Here is a 25518-nt window from a genome sequence, read left to right on the forward strand (position 1 = left end):
TGGCGCAGCGTGAAGCATGAGGAAGTCTATTTGAAGGCTTACGATACAGTAAAACAAGCGAAACAATCCATTGCTGAGTATTTGGATTTTTATAACATGATACGTCCTCATTCAAGTTTGAATAAGGTAACACCGAATGAATTTTATGATCAACATTTACTAAAAGTAATGGCAGCATAATTTAAATATTTAGAGCGGATTTATCACTTATAAAACTGAATTGAGTGGTCTAATTAACGGAAACACATTAATGTGATTGATCATCAACATCGACAAATTTTAGATTATATTAATGTTTTAGAAAAGATCCGAGTCAATGGTCAGCACGATAAAATCAAAGATGTACTTGATGACTTAATCGACTATACTCAATCTCATTTCAGCTTTGAAGAAAATTTACTGCAACAAGTCTGTTATCAGTACTTACCTTCACACAAAGGCATACACGAATTATTTGTAAAACGATTACATGACTATCGGCAGCGCTTCAACAATGGAGAGTCGATTGAAAATGATTTGTACCGTTTGTTATCCAAATGGTTAATTAATCATATCCAGCATGATGATCAGGACTATGTAAATTCAGTGCGTGATAATATGTTGCAATATCTACATGCCCAAGAAAAGAAAAAAGGAAAAGGCTGGTTTGCACGGTTTTTTAGCTGATTTTTCCTGTGATGGCGATCAATCAATTTATATGATTCGTGCTTAATACCATTCAGAGGCACAGCAAATTGTCATATTATGCCCCGCTTTGCAATTGACTTACAATTTGCTGTGCTCCTTCTATAAGCGCAAGAATTGGATTTTACTGATAGACCTGATTTGCTAATCTAAAATGAAATCCAATATATTCTGTGTGCAATTATGTCAGCATCTCTAAATTATTCTCGCATTGCAAAAGCAATTGAATATATTCAGCATAATTTTCAACAACAACCCAATTTGGCGGAAATCGCAGCACATGTCCACCTTAGCCCAGCACATTTTCAGCGCTTATTCACTGAATGGGTAGGAATTAGTCCCAAAAAATTCCTGCAATACACCACCATACAACATGCAAAATCCATTCTAAAGCACCCACCTAAGATCACTTTGTTAGATACGACATTCGATGCAGGATTGTCTAGCTCAAGTCGCTTACATGATTTATTTATACAAATAGAAGGAATGACTCCCGCTGAATATCGACATGGTGGACAAGCCTTGCAAATTAATTACAGCTTTGCAGAAACGCTTTTTGGCAAAGTACTAATAGCATCAACATTAAAAGGAATTTGTTATTTGGCATTTATAGATAATGAAGCAACTGCATTAATCTCATTGATAGAACAATTTCCCAAAGCCCAACTAACCGAATACAGTGATGTATTACAACAGCAGGCTTTACAGATTTTTCAGTTCAACCGTGATAATTTATCAAAAATAAAATTACATCTTAAAGCGACTGCTTTTCAGCTTAAGGTTTGGGAAAGTTTGCTTAAAATCCCGATGGGACAGCTCAGTGCCTATGGGGCAGTTGCCAGAGACATTGGTCAAAAAAATGCTGCTCGTGCAGTAGGAACTGCTATAGGTCATAATCCTGTGGCATTTTTGATTCCCTGCCATCGAGTGATTCAAGCCTCTGGAAATTTTGGTGGATATATGTGGGGAACAACCCGAAAAACAGCGATAATTGCGTGGGAAAGTGCCAAAGTCGAACAACTGATTGATTAATATTATATTTTTATGCTTAAAAAAAAGATGCCATCAGGCATCTTTTTTTACACAATATTTTGCTTAACGCAAAATACCGCGCTCAGACTGTTCTAAAGAATCAATCAACAACTGAACTTCAGCAACTTCTGGCAAAATTTCTGCACGAATACGCTCAATGGCTTCAACTGTTGTCAAACTTTCTTTATAAATAAGCTTGAATGCTTCACGTAAGCCTTGAATCACTTGTTTTGACCAACCTTTACGACGCATTCCTTCAATATTCAGACCAAAAGCATGTGCGGGGTTTCCTGAAGCCATCACATAAGCAGGCACATCTTTAACAATCAAAGATGCTGCACCAATCATGCTGTAAGAATCAATCTTACAGAATTGATGAATTCCAGAGTTACCACCAACCACAACATAACTTCCAACATGAACGTGACCTGCCACGCCCACATTATTGGCAAAAATATTGTGATCACCAATCTGACAATCATGCGCAATATGTGTATTGACCATCAACAGGTTATGACTACCGATTTTGGTCAAACTATGGTCTTGCACCGTACCACGATGCAGACTGCAATGCTCACGAATCACATTATGATCACCAATTTCTAACCACGTTTCCTCGCCCTTATATTTCAGGTCTTGGCAGACCTCACCAATGCTTGCAAACTGGAAGATCTCATTGTGTTCACCAATACGAGTATATCCGCCAATCACGACATGTGAATGAAGCTTAGTCCCTGCACCAATAGTGACTTGTGGACCAATCACACAGTAAGGACCAATTACAACATCAGGTGCAATTACTGCAGATGAATCAATAATAGCGGTTGGGTGGATATATTCTTTATTGCTCATGCCTGCTCTAGATTCTTTGATGAGAGATAATAATTTCAGCAGTCGTTGCTACAATGCCATCTACGCTTGCAGTACAGTTGTACTTATAAATACCGCGTTTTTGCATGACAAGCTCAGATTTCAATACCAACTGATCGCCTGCAACAACTTGCTTCTTGAAGCGAATTTTCTCTGCACCTGCAAAAAGGAACAAAGAACCTGGTTGTGGTTTTTCGCCATTCATCACGAAACCCAACACGCCAGAAACTTGTGCCAATGCCTCAACGATTAAGACACCTGGCATAATTGGATATTCTGGGAAATGCCCCTGAAGAAACTCTTCATTAATCGACACATTTTTATAACCAACGATGCTGTTTTCGGTGATTTCTGTCACACGGTCAACCAATAAAAATGGGTAACGATGTGGCAAATATTCACGAATTTGCTGAATATTCATTGGTAATTCTGGTTTATACAAATCTTGCTTTTGTGACTCTGTCATATTCATTTACGCATATTAAAAGTTGATTCAAGTGACTCAATACGAGTTTGTATATGATCAAGTTGTTTGACAATTTGGGTCAATGGCACATCTGCTAATTGTCTGAGGCGAACAACTGTACGACGCCAGTGTTTCGTTTCAAATAAACCAATTCCTGAAGAATATGAGCCAGCCTCAAAAATACTTTTCGTGACCATTGACATTGCTGTTAATGTCACATTATCAGCAATTTTCAAGTGTCCAGCCACCCCACAAGCGCCAGCAAGTATACAGTTTTTGCCAATCGTTGTGCTACCCGCAATGCCTGTTTTTGCAGCAATCGCAGTATTTTCACCAACATGCACATTGTGGGCGATTTGCACAAGGTTATCTACAATGACCCCATCTTCCAAAATTGTGTCATCTAATGCACCACGGTCAATACTACAATTTGAACCAATCCGCACATTATTGCCAATTTTGACCGAACCGAGCTGAGCAATACGATGCCATTTACCTTGATAAGGTGCAAAGCCGAAACCTTCACTACCAATCACCGTATTGGCATGAACACGCACGTTATGACCGAGTTTTGCAAAACCTGTAATGGTCACATGGGAGTCGATAAAACATTTTTTACCAATTTCCACACCATCATCAATTTTGGCATGTGACTCAATAAAAGTATCATCGCCGATTACACAGTCTTCACCAATCACAACATAGTGACCAATATAAGCCGTATCAGAAATGATCGCTGAAGGGTGGATTTGAGCAGTACTTTCAATACCGACATCTGTTTTTTTAATTTCAAACACATGAGTCAGAATTGCGAAAGCAAGGTACGGATTCTCAACAATAATCAAATTTTGATGATTCGTGAGTTTTTCTTGTAATTCACGTGTTGCTATCAGAATGGCAGCCTGAGATACGACTGCTTGTTCTAGATATTTCTCTCCATTCACGAAAGAAATATGCTGTGATGTTGCTTGCTCTAAACTAGACAAACCTGAAACTTTCGTTTCAGGCTGCCCAATCCATTCACCATGAACTAAAGATGCAAGATCTTTAAGTGTATATGAACGCTGAATCATTGATTATTTCATCGCATTAACCTTTTGAATCATTTTATCAGTTAAGTCGTTCTTTGCGTCATAGGCAAGTGCTGAGTCTTTATTCAAAACAAAGTCTAAATTGTTTTCTTTACGCAATTGTTCAGCAGCTTGTTGAACACGAGTGGTAAATGTTTGACCTGTTGCTTGAGACGTTGACTGTAGACGTTGCTGAATATTTTGCTCTAAAGAATTAATTTCTTTTACTTTCGCTTCGTACTGAGTTTTCAACTGTTGTACTTCAGCAGGTTTAGCCGTTGCTGCTTTGTTTTGTAAGTCTTGAATATCTTTATTCAATTGCTCAACTCGTGCAGCCGAAGGTTTCACCGCTTGCTGCAAGCTATCATTCTGCTGTTTCAAATATGTACTATTTTCTACAACGCGTTGCATATCAACCACTGCAAAACCTGCTGCATGTGCCATATTTGTAAAACCGAAACCCGCCATAACCAATGCTAGTGCTAACTTTTTCATTTATATATCCTTAATCATGTATCTATATGATGTATACGAGGTCAAACTTAGAAAGTTCGACCAATCTGGAATTGAACTGCTTGAGTTTGGTCATCATCTTTCTTATTCAGCGGGAATGCATAACTAATTGAAAGTGGACCAATCATGGTATTCCATGTCAAACCGAAACCAACACTATAACGCAAGTTACCAAAATCTAGACCGTAGTTATCTTTACAGTATTGCTTACCATTAACCTTTGTTGTGCCTTCATAGAAATCACTGATATTACATTCCGTATCAAAGACATTACCACCTTCAGCAAACAAGACAGGTCGAACATTACGTGCCCAGTCTCCTTTCGATGGTACAGGCAGGATCAGCTCTGCACCAAACTGCACGAGTGCATTACCACCTGTAGAGTCCTTACTCGTGTCTGTTGTTCCTGTTCCACTATAATAGGCACCAGGATAAGTAGGGCCTAAAGTATTATCTTCATAACCACGTACTGATCCCCAACCACCTGCATAGTAATTTTTCCAGAATGGTAAGTCATGACCATAACCTAGCTTACCATAGCTATGAATCCCCCAACCTTTCTCGCCAATTGGGAAGAATGCTTGTGCGCTATAAGTCAGTTTCTGGTATTCAGCATCACTACCCGGTAGAGCCACTTCCAAGTTCAAGCTATGCAATTGACCTGAAGTTGGTAACATTGGACGGTTTAATGTATTAAATGACCAACCCAAATTCACTAAATAGTTAAGATAAGATCCTTCAAACTCACTCTTATAATCAATATGATTCCCCCCTTCCGAATCAGTCCAAGGGGAGCTCAATTTTGTAACATTTTTAACTGAACCGCCATGGCTAGTTAGATAGTCGCCAAATGCTACAGAGCCGTAAACATCTGTTGAAATATCTGTATTTTCAATTCCTAATGAACCACTTACACTTTGATTCTCATCAATTGGATAAGATAGGCTCGCATTTGCACCCAAGGTTTTTGAGTAGTAATCACTGACATGATAGTCTTGATATGGTTTTGTTTCTTTATAATAAACATTATAACCCGCACTAATTCCATCAATAGTGAAATACGGGTCAGTGACTGCTAAATTATAATAGGTTGAATATTGTGACTTGGTAAAATCAAAACCAACACTCTTACCCGTCCCTAAAAAGTTTGATTGACTAATACCTGCCTGATAAGTAATACCGCCACTTTGCGAATAACCTAACGCTAAAGTACTAGTCCCCGAATGTTGCTCTTCAACATTGACATCTAAATCAATTTGATCTGGAACATTTGGAATACGAACGGGTTTAACATCCACTGTTTTAAAATAACCTGTACGTTCTAGACGCACTTTGGACAAATTAATTTTTTCATTACTTGCCAAAGCGCCTTCCATTTGGCGCATTTCACGACGCAATACCTGATCTTCAGTTTTAGTATTACCCGTAAAGTTTATACGACGTACAGTTACTTGCTGACCTGGATTGATGTAATAATTTAGGTCAACGATCTTCTTATCATTATCAATCTGTGGGACGACATTCACTTCAGCAAAGTAATAGCCCGCATTGCCATATTTGCGTAGCAACATATTTTTAACGGCATCTACTTTTGCTTGAGAATAGCTATCGCCATCTTTATAAATTTGCAGGGTTTTTAATTCTTCAGGCTTAAATAAAGTATCACCTAAGAATTTGGTTTCGCCGACTTTGAACTGCTGACCTTCAGTAATTGAAACTTCAACGAAAATATTTTTCTTGTCATCACTAATATTCAGATTGGATGAGTTGACCGCAAAGTTAACATAACCCGCATTCATATAAAGTGCACGTAGAGCTTCTAAGCTGGCAGCCATGCGCTCTTTGGCATAACGATCGTTTCGAGTAACAATGGATGACCAACTACTTTCTTTTAATGCAAATGCCTGTTTAATTTCATCATCGCTAAAAACTGTATTGCCAATGACACTAATATTAACAACTTTTGCGGCTTTACCTTCATTAAAGTTAATCGTTAGATCAACACGGTTATTTGGACGTGGCGTTGTTTCAACTTTAATATCAGCATTATAACGACCTTGCTGATTGTACTGTTGCTCTAGTTCGGTTTCTAGGTTCTGTAAAGTTGACTTTTTCAGAACCTCACCTTCAGCAACACCCATTTTCTTTAAGCCATCTTGCAATGCTTCTTTAGGAATAAGTTTATTGCCTTTAAATTCAACCTTAGAAATGATTGGGCGCTCAACAACATTAAACACCAAGGTATTTCCTTGTTGGGTCGCTTTAATATCATCAAATAAACCTGAATCATATAAAGTATGGATTGCATTATTCAGCATCGCGTCATTAACACGATCACCGCTTTTTATTGGCAACATACTATAGACATTGGCAGGAGTTAAGCGAACTAAGCCTTCGATTTTGACATCTTGAGCAATAAATTCATCCGCAGCATAAACTTGTTGTACCGCTGCCATTGCACTAACCAGTGCCAAAGGCATTAAAAAATGTGTGTGACGCATGCCTATTTTTCCGCTAAGTTGAATATTCCATCAATTCTGTTATAAACGCATAAAATCATTAAATAAAGCAAGGATCATCATACTCCCCAGCAATACCATCCCGATTTTAAAACCAATCATTTGTATTTGTTCAGAAACAGGTTTACCTCGAATTGCTTCAATAAAGTAATAAACTAAATGCCCACCATCAAGCATTGGGATGGGTAACAAGTTTAAAATACCCAAGCTGACACTCATTAATGCCATAAATGAAATAAAGGTTTGCCACCCCATTTCGGCACTTTGCCCAGCAACTTTTGCAATCGTGATTGGACCTGATAAATTTTCCAACCCAATTAAACCACGAACCATTTTGGTCATTGAGTTTAAAATCATACTGGAAATTTCACCTGTCTTTTGTACCGCTTTTCCAAACGCTTGTACAGGCGTATATTGAATTGTTTGCTTATATTGATCAGGAACATGGACTTGTTTGGACTGAGTTTGAACTCCCAACATTCCTGTCATATTCCCCATATTGTCACGCTTACCTTGAGGCATAACCTGCAAGTGCACAATCTTGTTTAAGCGCTCAACATCAATTTTGAGTAATTTCTCTGGAGACTTCTGAACAATATCAACAACATCAAACCAGTCAGGAGTTTTAACACCATTGATTGCTATAATTCTGTCACCTTTTTGTAGTCCTTGACGAATTGCTGCACCATCGGGCACAAGTTGATCAATCACAGGGTCGATTTTTGGGCGATAAGGCAAGAAACCCAATGTATCTAAAGCAGACTGACTTTGATCTTTTAAAAAATGTTGGATCGGTAAATTAAAATTTTTAAGTTGTCCTTGATGCTCTGCTTGAACCTGAATTTGCCCAGTTTCCCCAGCACGATCCACTAAAGCAAAGTTTAAGGTTTCCCAACTTGGCGTGCTTTTTCCATCAATAGCAACAACTTTATCGCCAGTTTGCAATCCAGCAACCGCAGCTGGTGTATTTGGCATAACTTTACCAATACGTGTATTGAGTTGCTCTTGTTTAGGTAAAAATAGAATCCAAAATAATAAAATAGCAAAAATCAAATTGATTAATGGGCCAGCAGCAACAATCGCAATACGTTTCCAAGGGGCTTGACGATTAAAGGCATAAGGAAGATCTTCTCCTTTTACATCACCTTCACGTTCATCTAGCATTTTGACATAACCACCTAAGGGCAAAGCCGATAAACGATATTGAATCCCTGACTTTTTAGACGTCCAATTAAATACTGTTGGTCCAAAGCCAATTGAGTAAATTAAAACTTTAACACCAAGTTTACGTGCAACCCAATAGTGACCAAATTCATGAATGGCAATGAGTGGCCCAAGCAATAAAACTGCTGCAACCACCATAAATAAAATACTCATTATTTTAGCCCTAAAGCACTCACTCGCTGAGTTGCTATATTACGGGCAAATTGATCTGCTTGTAAAATAGTCTCCAACGAATTTGCTGGCATATTCTCCACTGTATTTAATGTATGTTCGACGATTTCAGGAATCGCTGTAAATTTGATTTTTTCCTGTAAAAAAGCTGCAACTGCTATTTCATTTGCAGCATTCAAGATAGCAGGCGCAGTACCACCCGTCTGCATCGCATAGCGTGCCAAACTTAAGGCAGGAAATTTGACTGTATCTGGTTGCTGAAAATTAAGCTGTTGATGTGCAAATACATCCAATGCATCTACAGGTGTAGAAATACGATTTGGCCATGCCAATGCATGTGCAATTGGCGTACACATATCAGGATTTCCCATTTGAGCCAAAGTCGAACCATCCACATACTGAACCATAGAGTGAATAATACTTTGTGGATGAATTACAACTGTAACAAAATGTTCTAAAATTGAAAACAAATGGCATGCTTCAATCAATTCCAAACCTTTATTCATTAAAGTTGCTGAATCAACTGAAATCTTTTGACCCATCGACCAGTTCGGATGTTTACAAGCTTGTGCAGGCGTTACTGTTTGTAATTGTTCTAATGATGTATTTAAAAATGGCCCACCCGATGCCGTGAGCAAAATTCGTGAAACGCCCTGCTTCGGCTGCCCTGTACGCTCTGACTGACAGTACCCATTTGGCAAACATTGAAAAATTGCATTATGTTCAGAATCAACAGGCAACAATAATGCCTGATGCTGCTCTGCGGCTCGCATCATAATGTCGCCTGACATCACCAATGCTTCTTTATTGGCAAGGAGGACACGTTTACCCGCTTTAACCGCAGCTAGGGTTGGCAATAATCCTGCCGCCCCGACTATAGCTGCCATCACAATATCAACTTGCGAATGTTCAGCAACAGCAACCAAACCAGATTCATCGGTTAAGATCTCAGTATGATCAATCTGATGCTGTTTAAACAAGTCCGCAAGCCGATCTTGCTGTGTAGATGGTACGACTGCAATTTGAGGTCTAAACTGTTTGCAGATTTCGACGAGTTTTTCCAGTCGACTATACGCTGTCACTGCAAAAACTGAATATTGCTCTGGATGTTGCTGCAATACCTTTAATGTACTTTCACCAATTGAGCCTGTTGCACCCAATATACAAACAGATTGAGACATTTATAGATCTACGCCAATAAATTTTAATAAATAAAGTCCTGTTGCAAAAATTGGAGCCGCTGCTAGCAATGAATCAATTCGATCCAACACTCCACCATGCCCAGGAAGAATTCTTCCAGAGTCTTTAACGCCTGCTCGGCGTTTGATCATCGATTCAAATAAATCGCCTTGCACTGAGCCAAGCACTGTAAAGATAGAAAGAATCAAGAATAAAATATGTTGTGATAAAGTTAAGTTCAAATAATGACTTTGTACAATGACAACAATAACACCTGAAGTCATTAAACCACCAAACAGACCTTCTACAGACTTATTGGGACTTACATTCGGTGCCATTTTACGACGACCCAGTTTTCGCCCTACAAAGTAAGCACCACTATCTGCTCCCCAAACCAACAGAAACAAATACATCAACCACCATGGAGAGTGCTTCCAAACTGAGAATATTGCACTTACGGCAGCTGAAACCAAAATCAGACCTAACAGATTTAAGCTCTTATTGTACCAGCCATCATATTCAGGAAAGTTTTTCACCCAATACACACTGGTAATCCACACCAAAATCGATGCGACCCAAAACAGTAAAGTAATATCGTGAGAAAATAAGGCAACTACAGATACAATCAGTACAATACACGTATATCCCCAAACAAAGAATGGTCGTATTGATGCATCCTGCTTTGGCATTAACTTGTACCACTCATACCCTGCAATCGTTGCAGCGATCACCATAAGTGTCTGCATTGGGTAAGATGAGGTTGTAGCAAACATACAACTTAAAACGATTGCTACCAAGACCAATGCGGTTTTAATCCGCTCAAACATGTATTATTTCTCGGTGTTCTCTTGTTGGATTTGCTCAGAGGTTTTACCAAAACGGCGCTCACGCTCTGCAAATACCTTAAAGGCTTGATTGAGCTCTTGTACAGAAAACTCAGGCCACAGTGTTTTTGTAAAATAAAGCTCTGCATACGCCGATTGCCATAACAGAAAATTAGAGATGCGATAATCTCCACCTGTACGAATCAGCAAATCTACCGCAGGCAAATCTCCAAGATGAATGTATTGACCAAACAATGTCGGATTAATCTGATCAACCGTAATTTTCTGATCAAGCACATCTTGAGCGATACGTTTGGCTGAGTCTGCAATATCCCACATCCCCCCATAACTAATCGCAATGGTTAAGGTCATCTGTGTGAAATGGGCAGTCTGTTGTTCAGCCGTATCTAGAAGCTCTTGTAAATGTACTGGAAGGCGAGAACGCTCTCCAATAAAACGCAACGCAATTTCAAATTTGATCATGCGTGGAATTTGTTCATGGACTGTTTGCTCAAGCAGATGCATGAGCAAGTCCACTTCAGGTTGCGGACGATTCCAGTTTTCACTTGAAAAAGCAAAAACTGTTAACGCCTGAACACCGAGTTCGCGACAGCGCTCCACAATTGGATCGAGTGAATTCTTCCCTTCCCTATGTCCTGCTCCTTTTTCGAGGTGCATTTTTTTAGCAAAGCGATTGTTGCCATCCATAATGATGGCAACGTGCTCAGGAAGATGGTGAATGCCGTCTAAACTCGTCATCCATTAAACCTTCATTAACTCTTCTTCTTTCGCAGCCAAACGTTTATCAACTTCAGCTACATATTTGTCAGTGATTTTTTGTACGTCTTCACTTGCACGGCGTTCATCATCTTCAGAAATGTCTTTTTCTTTCAACAATGCTTTTAGATCACCCAAAACATCACGGCGAATGTTACGAATCGCAACTTTGGCATTTTCAGCTTCAGAGCGTGCAACTTTTTGCATATCACGGCGTGTTTCTTCAGTCAGTGCTGGAAGTGGAACACGAATCGCATCCGCAGTGATTGGGTTTAAGCCCAAATCGCTTTCACGAATTGCTTTATCAATCGCAGAAACCATAGTACGTTCAAATGGCTGAACAATCAGTGTACGCGAATCTTCAACACCCACGTTTGCAACTTGGTTTAATGGCACATCAGAACCATAGTAAGGAACCATAACACCATTCAAGATTGATGGATGCGCACGACCAGTACGAACTTTTGCAAATCCTTGCTCTAAGGATTCGATTGATTTTTGCATTCGCTGTTCGCTGTCTTTTTTAAGATCGTTAATCATATGATCTTCCTTACTTTCTCAAGATATAGATAAAATTAGCGCTAGTATAAAGAGCTTTCTCTGTTACGTATATTACTTCGTAACAAGAGTTCCCTCTTTTTCACCCATCACCACTGAAAGCAGCGCACCTGATTTATTCATGTCAAACACTTGCAACGGCACATTATGATCACGGCATAAACAAATCGCGGTCAAATCCATCACACCTAACTTTTCATCTAAAATTTGATCAAAAGTTAGACGATCATATTTCACAGCATCGTCATATTTGCTTGGATCTTTATTGTAAACACCATCAACTTTGGTTGCTTTTAAGATAAGATTGGCTTCGATTTCAATACCACGCAAACACGCTGCTGTATCGGTGGTAAAGAATGGATTACCTGTACCTGCGACAAACACACAGACTTCGCCTTGGCTCAAGTGACGAATCGCATCGCGACTTGAATAAGACTCAACGACCGTCCCAATCGGCAATGCTGACATTAAACGGGTTTTAATATTACGACGCACCAATGCATCACGCATTGCCAAACCGTTCATGACCGTTGCAAGCATCCCCATTTGGTCACCTGTTACACGGCCAACCAAACCATCTTTTTGCAACTGACTACCGCGATAGAGATTACCACCGCCAACCACGATACCCACTTGCACACCCAAACCCACCAAATGCGCAATAGAAAGTGACATTTGATCTAGAACTTGAGCATCGATCCCCATTTCACGATTACCTGATAATGCTTCACCAGATAACTTCAGTAGAATACGTGAGTAACGAGGGCTATTTGTTTCTGCCATGACTGTGCTCCGAAGGCGTTTTCATTCGAATAAAGTTAAATTTGTGCGTGTTGGTTGATTAATTTGCTTTAATTTTAATCAATTTAGCAAATAGATCATATTCATCTGCATCGGTAATTTCGACCTCTAGCAAGTCACCCGCTTTAATTTGTGATTTATCAATGTCTTCAACAAAAACATTGCCATCAATTTCTGGGGCATCTGCATAAGAGCGAGCAACTGCAACTGGATATTCATCTTCCAAACCATCAACCAATACCGTCATGGTTTGACCAATACGTTGCTGCAATTTTGCTGCTGAAATCGCTTGCTGTATCTGCATAAAGCGTTCATAACGCTCTTGTTTAATCTCTTCAGGCACGTGGTCTGGCAAATCGTTTGCCGTTGCGCCTTCCACAGGAGAATAAGTAAAACATCCAACGCGATCGAGTTGAGCTTCTTGCAACCAGTCGAGTAACATTTGGAAGTCTTCTTCGGTTTCACCTGGGAAGCCAACCACGAATGTTGAACGAATCACCAATTCAGGGCATTTTTCACGCCAAATTTTTAAACGCTCCAATGTATTTTCGCTGTGCGCTGGACGTTTCATAAGTTTTAAAATGCGCGGACTTGCATGTTGGAATGGAATATCCAAGTATGGCAAGATTTTACCTTGCGCCATCAAGTCAATTACAGCATCAACATGTGGATACGGGTAAACGTAGTGTAAACGCACCCAGATCCCCAACTGACCCAATGCTTCACACATATCATAAAATTTGGTTTTTACAGGCTGACCGTTCCAAAAGTCCAACTTGTATTTGGTATCTACACCGTAAGCAGAGGTATCTTGCGAGATTACCAGCACTTCTTTAACGCCTGCACGTTTTAATGCAGCTGCTTCTTCCAGTACAGAACCAACTGGACGAGATACAAGATCACCGCGCATGCTTGGAATAATACAGAAGGTACAACGGTGGTTACAGCCTTCAGATATTTTCAAATATGCATAATGCTTCGGCGTTAAACGCACGCCCTGTTCAGGGACCAAGTCAATAAATGGATTATGTTTTGGTGGTGCAGGGACATATTCATGTACAGCTTCCATGACATCCTGATAGGCTGCCGCGCCTGTCACTTTCAAGACATTTGGATGCATCTGACGAATTTTGTCTTCATCTTTCCCCAAGCAGCCTGTCACAATCACGCGACCATTTTCACTCATGGCTTCGCCAATCGCATCTAACGACTCTTGTACCGCAGACTCGATAAAACCGCAGGTATTTACAACAACAAGGTCAGCACCATCATAATCTGATGCAACCTGATAACCCTCAGTACGCAACTGGGTTAATATACGCTCAGAATCGACCAATGCCTTAGGACAACCTAAAGAAACAAAACCGACTTTGGGGGATTTCATGCAACAACACTCCACTAGAATGCGCGTATTGTATGACTTTTCCCTGCATAAGCATAGGTATAAACGGTAATGTTTCGATCACGCACCAAAATATCGCTCAAGAATTAACAAAACAAATAAATAGCACCAATATAGTGCTAAAAACTCCTCATTTTGATACTGTTTTAGTGATTAAACGCGAAAGATTACTTCTAGAACAGGCAATAGACACTTTTTGCCTAAAAACAAGTCACTTTCTAAAGTTGGCTTACATTTTGCTTTAATCAAGCTACTTTAAATTTTAGAAAATGTTCCATAACAGGGAGCAACCACAATGAAAAAGATGCCATTGCGCTATTTTACATCAGGAAGATTACGCTAATGGATCCTACTCCAGCGATTGATTATCGTCTATTGGTTGATAATTTAACCACAGCGATCTTATTGGTTGATAAAAATCTAAATATTTTTTACCTCAATTCATCATGTGAAGCACTATTTGACATGAGTCTGTTACGTGCTTCAGGTATGCCCGCCATTCAACTGCTTCAAGCACCGAATGACAGTTTTGATACCCGTGAAGCTTTGTTCAATACTTTAAATACAGGGCAAGCTTACACACGTCGTGAAGCCATTATTAATGTCAATTTTAAAGACATTCATGTGGATTATTCAGTTTCACAGCTCAATGCGGGTCGCCCATATCATCCTTTACTGTTGATTGAACTCAATCCAATTGATCGGATGCTTAAAATCTCTAAGGAAGAAAACCTAATTCAGCAACACCAAGTCACTCGACAACTGATTCGCGGTGTTGCTCATGAGATTAAAAATCCACTGGGTGGAATTCGTGGTGCGACACAACTTTTGGCTCGTAGCTTAAACGATCCAAAATATAATGAATTCACTGACATTATTATCAATGAGGTCGACCGACTTAGAACTTTGGCGGATACCATGCTTGGTTCACGCCAATTACCAAGTTATGTCGATGTCAATGTACATGAACCCTTAGAGCGTGTTCGCTCGCTGATTACCAATCAGACCAAAAAGAAAATCAAAATTACCCGTGATTATGATTTGTCATTGCCCGATGTCAAAGCAGATCGGGATCAACTGATTCAGGTAATGCTCAATATCAGTGTCAACGCAGTTCAAGCCATGCTTGAGCACAAGGATTTTTTCCAAGAGCACAAGCCTGAGCTGATTTTACGTACCCGCATTCAACGCCTCGTCACCATTAACGGCATTTTGCACCGTTCGGCGGTACGAATTGATATTGAAGATAATGGGCCCGGTATTCCAGAAGAAATTTTAGAGTCTGTGTTTTACCCACTTGTCACAGGTCGTGCCAATGGCACAGGACTGGGTCTGAGTATTGCACAAAATATTATGCACCAGCACAATGGTATGATTGTCTGCCATTCTGTCGCTGGTAAAACCGTTTTTAGCTTATATTTACCTTGGGAGTCGCAACATGTCGCGAAATAAAATTTGGGTCATTGATGATGATCGCGCCATGCGCTGGGTGCTGGAAAAAACATTCAAAGAAGAAGGTTTTGATGTCACCAGCTTTGAGGAAGCTCAAAGCGCTTTAGACCAACTTCTTCACGAAGCACCAGATGTCATTTTAACTGACATCCGTATGCCTAGAATTGATGGTTTAACCTTTTTAGGCAAGGTAAAAAGCAGCCATCCTGATTTGCCTGTGATTATTATGACAGCGCATTCTGATTTAGAATCTGCTGTATCAAGCTATCAAACAGGTGCTTTTGAATATTTACCAAAACCATTTGATATTGATGAAGCACTGGCTCTAGTTAATCGTGCGATTTTGCATATTACCAAGTTACAGCAACAAGAATCTGCTAACAAAACTAGCTCTCCGATTCATTCCACCGAAATTATTGGTGAATCTCCTGCTATGCAGGAAGTTTTCCGTGCGATTGGTCGTTTATCTCAATCGCATATTACGGTGTTGATTAATGGTGAATCAGGTACGGGTAAAGAGTTAGTCGCTCACGCACTGCATCGCCACTCGCCACGTAAGAGCAAACCATTTATTGCCCTCAACATGGCTGCAATTCCAAAAGATTTGATTGAAACCGAATTGTTTGGTCATGAAAAAGGTGCTTTCACAGGGGCAAACACCCAACGTCAAGGTCGCTTTGAGCAAGCCAATGGCGGTACATTGTTCCTCGATGAAATTGGCGATATGCCATTTGAAACGCAAACCCGTTTATTGCGTGTATTGGCAGATGGAGAGTTTTATCGCGTTGGTGGACATATTCCTGTCAAAGTTGATGTGCGTATTGTCGCGGCAACACACCAAGATTTGGAAAAACTGGTCAATGAAGGTCGTTTCCGTGAAGACTTGTATCACCGTCTTAACGTCATTCGTATTCATATTCCAAAATTGGCACACCGCAGTGAAGACATTCCAATGTTGGCACAGCATTTCTTGGCTCAAGCAGGTAAAGAACTTGGTGTAAGTCCTAAAATCTTACGTCCAGAAACCATTAGTTACATGCAGCAATTGCCTTGGCAAGGCAACGTTCGTCAGCTAGAAAACACGTGCCGCTGGCTTACTGTCATGATCACAGGTCGTGAAGTGTATCCTGAAGATCTTCCAAATGAGCTGAAGCAGATTCCGATTCAAAAATCTGGTGATACTGGCAATGTTACAGCAACACCTGAACGAGTCAGTATTCAGCATTGGGATGAGCTGTTAGCACAATGGGCAGTGCAAAAATTACGCAATGGTGAAATGAAAATTTTAGACATTGCCACACCAATGTTCGAACGCACGCTCATTAATGCAGCTTTACAACAAACGCGTGGTCGTAAACGCCATGCAGCCGAGCTTCTGGGTTGGGGTCGTAATACGCTGACACGCAAACTCAAAGAACTGGGTATGGATTCAACAGATGACGATGAAGAAGAAGATCAAAAGCTGTCTACGCCTGACTAAGCGACATTAAAAATTAGTAAAAAGGGTCATGCAAAGCATGACCTTTTTTATTGTGCGGTAACGATTGTACTTTTCCACTCAATCATGATATAAATGATAATCATTATCTTTTATATCATAACATCATGTGGTCTTCTTTCCGTTTACAAAAAAATCATCAAGCAAATGAACAAAGTTTTCTTTACCAACATGCCTGTCAAAGTATCGATGCAGGAGATACAAAACAAGCATTGGCTGCTTTAAATAAAATGCAACGGAAAAATCCAAATGACCCTCGTTATATGTATGGTTTAGGAAAGCTCTATACTCAACAGCAGCAGCGTTGTTTAGCTTACCACTGGTATTTAAAGTCAGCTGAAAAGCAGTACCCTGATGCCTTTCACGCTTTAGGTCAGATTGAGTTTGAACGACAAAACTTACATCTGGCACAGCATTATCTACAGCAGGCAGCCCAACTGAGCAGCTCGCTGCCCTATTTACTACTTGGTAAAATTTATCAACAACAATTTAACGACCAACACGCCATAAAAATGCTACAGAAAGCTGTTTCCTATCAACAATTTGATGCCCTACTCCACTTAGGTCAAATTTATTTAAAACTTAAAGATTTTAAAAATGCAAAAAGATGTTTCAGTGATGCTTTCCATCATGATGTCGCATATAGCGCACATGCACTTGCAGAATATTACCAAACCCTCCATGAGTATTCACATGCAAAAAGTTGGTACACCTATTCATTTCAAACCGATAACAATTTGACTTCATTAGAACATTTAGGCTTAGTCTTTTGTGCAGAAAATCAAATTGTCTATGGTGAAACACTCATTCAGATTGCAGATAAACTCTATGAACAACAAGCGCTCAGCCCTTATGAACAATCACTTTTACAACAAATTTTAGGCTAGTTTGTATTCGGCGAATGATTGTAGCGCATAGCTTTGCGCCATTTTCAGCAAGATTTGCTATACTTGAAGATCACTCGTGATTCTTTAATTATTTCTATGTCAGATCAACTTCACTGCTACTGCAATGTGCCTCCACAAACCAAACGTGGGTTTGAGCGACACTTTGCCTTTGTAATATCTGCTACAGAACTATTTTTAGACAAAGGATATGATGCTGTTTCTTTAGATGACATTGTTCAACATGCTGGCGGGTCTAAAGCCTCTTTATATAAATACTTTGGCAACAAAGAAGGTTTATTTAAAGCGATTTGTGATTATCGTCGTGATATTTTTTTTAAAGAGCTATTTTTAAAAATAACACTTCAAACGAGTGATTTAAGAAATTTATTGATCAGTATCTTACAAAATTTCTATCAACATATTTTAAAGCCTGAAAATCGAAAATTTGTCCGACTACTGTTTGAGCAAACCAAACACAATCCTGAGCTTGCTGTGTATTTATATGAAGAATGCCCTGAAAAAATTCTACTTAAGGTCAGTCATCGTCTGCAACAAGCTCATGAACAAGGTCAGATTGTCTGTGAGCGACCAATCAACTCCGCACAAATGTATTTAGGCATACTGTGGCATTTTGAGTGGCAAGTGCTGATGGGTGTTGACCCTAAAGAGAGCCTCGAAGAAATTAACGACTATATTGAATATAGCGTCGATCATTTTCTGAAAGCCTTGCAATATCGATAAGTCTTTGGAAAAACAGACCGCTTGTAGTATAGTAACCGATTACTTTTTCCTTAACGAACAACTAATTGTTGATGCCATCGCGATTCAACAATTATGTGGAGTAACCATGGCTCTACGGCATTTCCTTACCTTACGTGATCTTTCTACAGCAGAACTTCATCGCATTATTGCACGCGCTCAAGAGCTTAAGCGCTTGCAACACGAAAATACCGTTTACCAACCTTTCGTTGGTAAAGTTCTCGGCATGATCTTTGAAAAATCAAGCACCCGCACCCGCGTTTCATTTGAAGCAGGAATGAGTCAATTTGGCGGAAGTGCAATTTTCTTATCATCACGCGACACGCAACTTGGTCGTGGTGAACCGATTGAAGATTCGGCACGTGTGATTTCAAGCATGCTTGATATTGTGATGATCCGTACTTTTGGACATGACATCGTAGAGCGCTTTGCATCTTACTCTAAAGTTCCTGTGATTAATGCATTGACCGATGACCACCACCCTTGCCAACTTCTTGCCGATGTTCAAACCTATGTTGAACACCGCGGCAGCATTGAAGGCAAAACAGTCGCGTGGATTGGTGACGGCAACAATATGTGTAATTCATATATTGAAGCGGCGCACATGTGGGGCTTTAAGCTGAAAATCGCTGCACCGAAAGGCTATGAACCAAAAGCTGAGTTTTTGTCTGAATTTGCACACTGTGCAGAACTCGTAGACTCAGCAGAAGATGCTGCTGTGAATGCTGACCTGATTGTGACTGACGTCTGGGCTTCAATGGGTCAGGAAGAAGAACAGAAAATTCGTGAAAAAGCATTTGCAGATTATCAAGTCAATGAGCACCTTATGAGCCTTGCTCACCCTGACTGCTTATTTATGCACTGTCTACCTGCTCACCGCGGTGAAGAAATTTCTGAAAACATGCTTGACCATAAAAATGCTGTGGTTTGGGATGAAGCAGAAAACCGCCTACATGCGCAAAAAGCCTTAATGGAATTTTTGTTGCTTGAAAATCTCAAAAAAGACTAATTTTTTAAGAGCCTCTTCGGAGGCTTTTTTTATGCCAGATTCATTTAAACAAACACGAAAATGTTGACAGGAAATCGTATATAAATTTAAAGATTTTGTTGAATTTTGCTAATAAAGCTTGTCACTAAACATTTGGTCGATATCCTATAGATGTCTTTTGACTATGTACCGAACAATATGAAAGCTGAAAACTTTGTTCTGATTGGACAAGCTTTATTTGGTGAATCTTGGCAAAGCCAAGTCGCTGATTTTTTAAATATTGATACGAATGACATTCAAGATTGGATTCGTTCCGATCAGATTCCCAATTGGGTCAAGGATGATTTGATTAAACTCGCGGATATGCGCCTTGAACAAATACATCATGTTATTGATGTTTTGCATAATAAATCTGTTGCTTAAATCTAAAAAAGAGGCTTTAAAAAGCCTCTTTTTTCATCTAAATTTTAAAAATATGCAAACCATAAATGAATCGCTGTAGGCCCAACCAGTACCATCAAAATTCCTGCAATCACCATGGTCAAACTGGCAATCACACCTTCTTCACTATCGCGTTGTTGAGCGCGGGCTGCTCCAAAACCATGTGCTGCATTCCCAAATGCTGCACCATTGGCGATATTGGAACGGATTTTAGTGACTGCCAAGACGAAGTCACCACACACCATACCAAACAACCCTGTGATGATGGTAAACAAAGATACCAACGTTGCTGACCCATGAATATTTTCAGCAAAAGCCATCGCAAAGGGGGTAGAAATTGAACGAGCCATTAAACTATTGGTCACTTCAGGGCTAAACTTAAAAACTTGCGCCAGTTGATAGGCACTCACCACACCAACGGTCATACCCACCACAATTGCTAATGACAAAACACTTAAATGCTGACGAATCATTTCACGATAGCGATAGATTGGCACAGCAAAAGCAACGGTTGCAGGTCCTAACAAATTAACAATCCACTGTGTATCTTCTTGATAAGTCTGGTAAGAAATCCCAAAAATCATCATCAATAGAATCGTTAATACTGGAACCAGAATTGCAGGAGAAAACCATAGTTTTGGATAACGGCGATAGACTTGTTTTGTTGCGATATAAGCAACCAATGTCCAAATTAGACATGCACCCGCCCAAAGATTCATGATCATTCCTCCTTAACGCACACTGTGCTGCAAGCGTTTACGGACATGCCAGTATTTTTTCAGGCGATAGGTATAGTGAATGGTTAGACTAGTACTTAACATCACCAACATGGTACCCAAGCCAATACTCACAACAATTTGCCAACCTTCACTCAAAAATAACTGCTTGTACTGAACGACTGCCACCACAATCGGTACAAAAAACAATACCAATTCAGCCAATACCGCATTTGCCCCTAAAGCCACCTGTTCAAGCTTAATCCAACCCGCAAACAGACAAGCCAACAATAAAAACATGCCTAAAATACCTGAGGAAATTGGCAAGCTCAGTTTTTGATGGATGAGGTTTCCACACCACCAAAAAATGGCTAAAACGCCCAGTTGTAACAAAAGTTTGAACAGTTGTTTACCCATATTCAGCTTTGTGTTCATCACAATTTAAAACAGCATTTTGCTTTCGATAGAATCATGTTAAATGTAAATCCATATACCAAATATGAATTATTTAATTTAAAATTATGCCAATTTGGAATAATAAAGATCAATCCATGCTGTCTTTCAAATTACTGCGCTGTTTTGTGACTTTAGTCAAAACTAAAAGCTTTACCCAAACTGCGGATGAACTGCATCTGACCCAACCCACCATCAGTAAAATGCTGCAACAACTTGAAGATCAGCTCAATGTTCAACTCTTGTTGAAAGCAGAATTGGGGCGGAAACGACAAGTTGAACTGACCGAAATTGGTGAACGAATTTATCATCATGCTTTGGATTTGTTACAAACCCAACAAAATATCTTTCAGGAAATTGAAAACTATCAATCTCTAAAAACTGGCACACTCAGATTGGGCGTGCCGCCCCTTGGTGCTCAACTGCTCACGCCTGCACTTTTTGACTATCATCAACAGTGGTCAAAAATCGAATTGTCTTTTTTAGAAGTCGGTTCACGTGGTATCGAGCAAGCCCTGTTAAATAACGAACTCGATGTCGGCGTATTACTTCAGCCCTTCGATACCGACATTTTTAATGCCGTTGAACTGTGTGATTATCCTTTAATGGTATTATTACGGCGTGATTCACTTTGGGCAAAGCGCTCATCCATTCGTTTAGAAGAATTACAACAACAAGCTTTTTTAATGTTTCCTGAGAATTTTTCTCTCAATAGCATCATTATGAATGCCTGTGCACACATTGGTTTTGAACCGAATATTGTCTGTAAAACCAGTCAGTGGAATCTACTGGCTGACATGGTTTTACAGCGCATGGGAATTGCTCTTTTACCGCAGTACTATACCAATATGCTAGATGCTCAATTGTTTACCGCGATTCCATTACAACAGCCAGATATTCGTTGGCATTTATTTATGGCATGGAAAAAAAATTATGCCATTTCTCCTGCGGTACAAGCGTGGATCAAAATCATGCATCAGCACTTTCCACATCAAAGACCTGATTAGGCATTCAGTGCAGCATGATAACGGCGGGCAACTTCATTCCAGTCAACCACTTCATAAAATGCTGCAATATATTCAGGTCTGCGGTTTTGATATTTGAGGTAATACGCATGCTCCCAAACATCTAAGCCTAAAATTGGTGTATTCCCCCACATCAAAGGTGAATCCTGATTGGCACTGCTTTCGACAATCAGTTTTTTTTCTGGTGTAACCGATAACCATGCCCAACCACTACCAAAACGTGTCAGCGCAGCTTTGGTAAATGCTTCTTTAAAGGCTTCAAAACCACCAATATCACGCTGAATTGCTTGCGCTAATTCAGTTTGTGGCTCTCCTCCTCCCTGTGGACTCATCACTGTCCAAAACAAACTATGGTTCGCATGTCCACCTGCATTATTGATGACCGTTGCCTTTAACTGCTCAGGAACACGCTCAACTTGAGCGACCAGCGCTTCAACCGCTAGTTTTTCCCAATCTGTTCCTGCAATTGCCGCATTAATATTGTTGATATAGGTTTGATGATGTTTGGTGTGATGAATCTGCATCGTTTGAGTATCAATATGCGGTTCGAGTGCATCATAAGCGTATGCTAATTCAGGTAATGTATAAGCCATTCTTTCAAATCCAAATATTGAATGATAATTATTTACAATAAGAACCCGATATATACCCGATTTTCCTCGACCTGAATAGTCCTGATTTAAGTGAATGTATTCAATAAAAATGACTTTTCTTCATATTTTCATCATGCTTTACACTTTGAAAGTAAGGATAGATTTTTACTATTTATATAAATTAAAGCTTAATAAAGAGATATAAATATTTATATAACAAATAATTAACTAAAAATTAAATCCACATAAACGATTATTTAAAACATCAAATTTACAATCAATAATGATAATGATAATGATTTTTATTTAGTTTATTATTGTTTTGTTTTTTGTAACACAATCATAGCGATGACAATTATGCAGCAACAGACTTTTAAATTCCGTCATCAGGAATTGGTTTTGGGGATTCGCCAAATTCTATTATTGGGAGTGTCAGCATCACTTCTATCCGCTACTGCATTTGCCAGTGAGGAAAGTACGCTTCCAACCATTACAGCGCATGCAAATCAAGATGCAGCCACAAGTTATACCGTTAAAAAAAGTAAAAATGCCACCAAACTGAATTTAGCCCTGAAAGATACACCGCAGTCTGTCAGTGTCATTACCAGTCAGCAAATTGAGGATGCCAATCTCACTTCAGTGGAAGATGTACTCAATCAAACCCCTGGTGTTTCTATGCAACGTTATGGCGCAAAAGGGGCTGTTGGAAATGGTGGGGAATATACTTTTTACTACGCTCGTGGTAAGCAAATCATTAACTATCAAGTCGATGGCGTAATGACCTCCCCTTCGCTAGACAGTAAAAATGGCTCAGTGATCAGTAGCTTAGATCCTGCTATCTATGAAAATGTAACTGTTGTCAAAGGTGCAACAGGTTTAACCAATGGCGCAGGCTACCCAAGTGCAAGCGTCAATTTTAATCGTAAGCATGCCAATAGTACCGAGCCAAAAGGTGAAATCAAAGTCAGCGCAGGCTCATGGAATACCTACCGCACCCAAATTGATGTGCAAGACAAACTGAACCAGTCAGGCAGTGTTCGCGGGCGCGCAGTTGCTGTATATGGTCAAGGGGATTCATGGCAAGACTGGGGTGACAATCGCTCAGCAACTTTATATGGGATTGTCGATGCTGATTTATCGGATCAAACCACTGTTTCAGTGGGTGGCATGCTCAGCCGCAACAAAATTACAGGACAAGGTGTTCATGGTTTAGATATGTATGGGGCTGATGGCAGCATTAATCCCTACAGTCCAAGTTTTAACTCCAGCGCGCGTTGGGCATATAGCAAAGTGGACACGTTGAATGCTTTTGCTCAACTCAAACATCAATTTGATAATGGTTGGAACTTGCAAGCCAACTATAGCTATACCGAACAAGATATCAAATCTTTGTTTGGTGTTATTGGTGTTGCTTCCGCTAACTACACCACCAATGTTGCTTCTCTTGCAGCAACCCAAAATAACTTTAATCCGAAAGAACATAGCCTTGATGTTTCAGCATCGGGACCATATCGACTGTTTGGTCGCGAACATGAACTTATGCTTGGTGCAAGCTATCAGTATGTACGCAATAATAACGACAATTTTAATGGCTGTGACTCAAGCACAGACACCTGTACGGTAAATCTGTCAACATGGAATGGTCATGTTGCCGTACCATCAGGAGCAACCCGTGTCATTGGGGTCAATAATAAAGAATATCAACAAGTGGGTTACTATGCGGCAACTCGTTTAAACCCAACTGATCGGCTACATGTGATTTTGGGTTCACGTTTATCTGACTATACCTATCGCTCGCATGTCACCACCACGACCAAAACCACAGACTCACGCATGAGTGCCTATGCCAAGTTAACGCCTTATGCAGGTATTACCTATGACATTTCGCCAAATGTCACGGCGTATGCGAGCTATACCAATATTTTCATGCCGCAAACCTATCGGGATTACAACTACAACCTGCTTGACCCTCAAGAAGGTAACAACTATGAGGCAGGTTTAAAAGCAGCTTTCTTAGATAACCGAATCAACCTCAGTGCAGCATATTTCCAATCCAAAATGGACAATGTTGCCAACAGTGGGACGGTTTATGGCTCAAATATTCCAAGCAGCCTGACAGGTGTGGTTAGTTCAACCAGCAGTTATTACAGTGCAATTGATGGTGTAATCACCAAAGGTTATGAACTTGAAGCCTCAGGTGAGATTCTCAAAGGTTGGAATGTACAAGCAGGTTATAGCCATGCCAAGTCGACCAAAAGCGGAATTAAACAAAACACCACCATTCCTGAAGATCAGTTCAAACTGTTTACTACCTACAATTTACCGATTTGGGATAAAAAGCTGACCATTGGCGGTGGAGTAAACTGGCAAAGTGCATTTTATAGCAGCAGTGTTTCAGGTACCAAATATATTGCCTATAAACAAGACGGCTACGCATTGGTCAATTTAATGGCGAAATATCAGCTTACGCCAGCATTAAGTGTTGCTTTAAATGTTGACAATGTCACCAATGAGAAATATCGCCTGAATTATTGGGCAGCTACTTATGGAGATCCGACCAGTTATACCGCATCTCTCAGCTATAAATTTTAATTGAAGTTCCTTAAACGCCCCTGA

Annotated in this window: 26 protein-coding genes; 11 read left to right on the top strand and 15 right to left on the bottom strand. The window is 39.9% G+C overall.

The genetic code is table 11. The features are described from left to right. The 3 genes from GBN19_RS08550 to GBN19_RS08560 all read left to right on the top strand — a co-directional run. A partial coding sequence (locus GBN19_RS08550) for an IS3 family transposase (RefSeq protein ID WP_151777846.1) occupies positions 1-180 on the top strand: 180 nt, incomplete at its 5' end. A gap of 66 nt (positions 181-246) precedes the next feature. Then, positions 247-666 (top strand): bacteriohemerythrin, encoded by a 420-nt coding sequence (locus GBN19_RS08555; RefSeq protein WP_151710018.1) that lies wholly within the window; start codon positions 247-249, stop codon positions 664-666. Positions 667-867: 201 nt separating this feature from the next. Further along, the gene (locus GBN19_RS08560) at positions 868-1716 is read left to right on the top strand and encodes a methylated-DNA--[protein]-cysteine S-methyltransferase (RefSeq protein ID WP_151710017.1); all 849 of its coding nucleotides are present in this window, start codon (positions 868-870) and stop codon (positions 1714-1716) included. 63 nt (positions 1717-1779) lie between these two features. On the opposite strand, the gene lpxA is transcribed toward GBN19_RS08560, so the two are convergent. From lpxA to rimO, 12 genes are all read right to left on the bottom strand, one after another. Continuing rightward, complete coding sequence (lpxA, locus tag GBN19_RS08565; protein WP_151777847.1) at positions 1780-2568, bottom strand: acyl-ACP--UDP-N-acetylglucosamine O-acyltransferase; 789 nt, start codon at positions 2566-2568, stop codon at positions 1780-1782. 7 nt (positions 2569-2575) lie between these two features. After that, entirely contained in the window at positions 2576-3052 is a 477-nt protein-coding gene (gene fabZ, locus GBN19_RS08570; protein ID WP_171492599.1) for a 3-hydroxyacyl-ACP dehydratase FabZ, read from the bottom strand. A gap of 2 nt (positions 3053-3054) precedes the next feature. Further along, on the bottom strand, positions 3055-4125 hold the full coding sequence (lpxD, locus tag GBN19_RS08575; protein ID WP_151777848.1) for a UDP-3-O-(3-hydroxymyristoyl)glucosamine N-acyltransferase: 1071 nt from the start codon (positions 4123-4125) through the stop codon (positions 3055-3057). Between the two features lie 3 nt (positions 4126-4128). Beyond that, positions 4129-4617: an OmpH family outer membrane protein gene (locus GBN19_RS08580; protein ID WP_151777849.1), complete on the bottom strand. Its 489-nt coding sequence runs from the start codon at positions 4615-4617 to the stop codon at positions 4129-4131. 47 nt (positions 4618-4664) lie between these two features. Beyond that, entirely contained in the window at positions 4665-7136 is a 2472-nt protein-coding gene (gene bamA, locus GBN19_RS08585) for an outer membrane protein assembly factor BamA (RefSeq protein ID WP_151777850.1), read from the bottom strand. A 39-nt stretch (positions 7137-7175) separates the two neighbouring features. Next, a complete protein-coding gene (gene rseP / locus GBN19_RS08590; protein WP_151777851.1) occupies positions 7176-8531 on the bottom strand; it encodes an RIP metalloprotease RseP in 1356 nt (451 codons plus the stop codon). Next, positions 8531-9730, bottom strand: a complete 1200-nt coding sequence (gene ispC, locus GBN19_RS08595; protein WP_151777852.1) for a 1-deoxy-D-xylulose-5-phosphate reductoisomerase — start codon at positions 9728-9730, stop codon at positions 8531-8533. Before ispC ends, rseP begins: the two co-directional genes overlap by 1 nt. Continuing rightward, positions 9731-10555 carry a phosphatidate cytidylyltransferase gene (locus GBN19_RS08600; RefSeq protein ID WP_151777853.1) on the bottom strand — a complete coding sequence of 275 codons (825 nt, stop codon included), beginning with the start codon at positions 10553-10555 and terminating at the stop codon, positions 9731-9733. A gap of 3 nt (positions 10556-10558) precedes the next feature. Continuing rightward, a complete protein-coding gene (gene uppS, locus GBN19_RS08605; RefSeq protein ID WP_151777854.1) occupies positions 10559-11311 on the bottom strand; it encodes a polyprenyl diphosphate synthase in 753 nt (250 codons plus the stop codon). Positions 11312-11314: 3 nt separating this feature from the next. Beyond that, the gene (frr, locus tag GBN19_RS08610) at positions 11315-11869 is read right to left on the bottom strand and encodes a ribosome recycling factor (RefSeq protein ID WP_151777855.1); all 555 of its coding nucleotides are present in this window, start codon (positions 11867-11869) and stop codon (positions 11315-11317) included. Positions 11870-11941: 72 nt separating this feature from the next. Continuing rightward, a complete protein-coding gene (gene pyrH / locus GBN19_RS08615; RefSeq protein WP_151710006.1) occupies positions 11942-12670 on the bottom strand; it encodes a UMP kinase in 729 nt (242 codons plus the stop codon). 58 nt (positions 12671-12728) lie between these two features. Then, entirely contained in the window at positions 12729-14072 is a 1344-nt protein-coding gene (gene rimO, locus GBN19_RS08620) for a 30S ribosomal protein S12 methylthiotransferase RimO (protein WP_151777856.1), read from the bottom strand. Between the two features lie 360 nt (positions 14073-14432). On the opposite strand from rimO, the gene glnL reads away from it, so the two are divergent. The 6 genes from glnL to GBN19_RS08650 all read left to right on the top strand — a co-directional run bounded on the left by glnL (position 14433) and on the right by GBN19_RS08650 (position 20097). Continuing rightward, complete coding sequence (gene glnL, locus GBN19_RS08625) at positions 14433-15542, top strand: nitrogen regulation protein NR(II) (protein WP_151710004.1); 1110 nt, start codon at positions 14433-14435, stop codon at positions 15540-15542. Continuing rightward, the gene (glnG, locus tag GBN19_RS08630) at positions 15529-17022 is read left to right on the top strand and encodes a nitrogen regulation protein NR(I) (protein WP_151777857.1); all 1494 of its coding nucleotides are present in this window, start codon (positions 15529-15531) and stop codon (positions 17020-17022) included. The genes glnL and glnG overlap by 14 nt, the downstream gene beginning before the upstream one ends. A gap of 125 nt (positions 17023-17147) precedes the next feature. Further along, positions 17148-17927, top strand: a complete 780-nt coding sequence (locus GBN19_RS08635) for a tetratricopeptide repeat protein (protein ID WP_151710002.1) — start codon at positions 17148-17150, stop codon at positions 17925-17927. 96 nt (positions 17928-18023) lie between these two features. Further along, a complete protein-coding gene (locus GBN19_RS08640; protein ID WP_151777858.1) occupies positions 18024-18668 on the top strand; it encodes a TetR/AcrR family transcriptional regulator in 645 nt (214 codons plus the stop codon). Positions 18669-18774: 106 nt separating this feature from the next. Then, positions 18775-19695: an ornithine carbamoyltransferase gene (gene argF / locus GBN19_RS08645; protein ID WP_151710000.1), complete on the top strand. Its 921-nt coding sequence runs from the start codon at positions 18775-18777 to the stop codon at positions 19693-19695. A 150-nt stretch (positions 19696-19845) separates the two neighbouring features. Then, positions 19846-20097, top strand: coding sequence for a DNA-binding protein (locus tag GBN19_RS08650; protein ID WP_228271240.1), 252 nt, complete (start codon positions 19846-19848; stop codon positions 20095-20097). A 44-nt stretch (positions 20098-20141) separates the two neighbouring features. On the opposite strand, the gene GBN19_RS08655 is transcribed toward GBN19_RS08650, so the two are convergent. Then, positions 20142-20834: an LrgB family protein gene (locus GBN19_RS08655; protein WP_151709998.1), complete on the bottom strand. Its 693-nt coding sequence runs from the start codon at positions 20832-20834 to the stop codon at positions 20142-20144. Positions 20835-20846: 12 nt separating this feature from the next. Next, positions 20847-21266, bottom strand: a complete 420-nt coding sequence (locus GBN19_RS08660; RefSeq protein ID WP_215899827.1) for a CidA/LrgA family protein — start codon at positions 21264-21266, stop codon at positions 20847-20849. A 116-nt stretch (positions 21267-21382) separates the two neighbouring features. Between GBN19_RS08660 and GBN19_RS08665 the strand changes: the two genes are divergently transcribed. Further along, a complete protein-coding gene (locus GBN19_RS08665; protein ID WP_151777859.1) occupies positions 21383-22291 on the top strand; it encodes a LysR family transcriptional regulator in 909 nt (302 codons plus the stop codon). Here GBN19_RS08665 and GBN19_RS08670 read toward each other — a convergent pair. Beyond that, a complete protein-coding gene (locus tag GBN19_RS08670; protein WP_151777860.1) occupies positions 22288-22902 on the bottom strand; it encodes a superoxide dismutase in 615 nt (204 codons plus the stop codon). The genes GBN19_RS08665 and GBN19_RS08670 overlap by 4 nt on opposite strands. A gap of 357 nt (positions 22903-23259) precedes the next feature. Between GBN19_RS08670 and GBN19_RS08675 the strand changes: the two genes are divergently transcribed. Continuing rightward, complete coding sequence (locus tag GBN19_RS08675) at positions 23260-25494, top strand: TonB-dependent siderophore receptor (protein WP_151777861.1); 2235 nt, start codon at positions 23260-23262, stop codon at positions 25492-25494. Positions 25495-25518 lie beyond the last annotated feature (24 nt).

The organism is Acinetobacter brisouii, assembly GCF_008993995.1.
Taxonomy (GTDB): domain Bacteria; phylum Pseudomonadota; class Gammaproteobacteria; order Pseudomonadales; family Moraxellaceae; genus Acinetobacter; species Acinetobacter brisouii_A.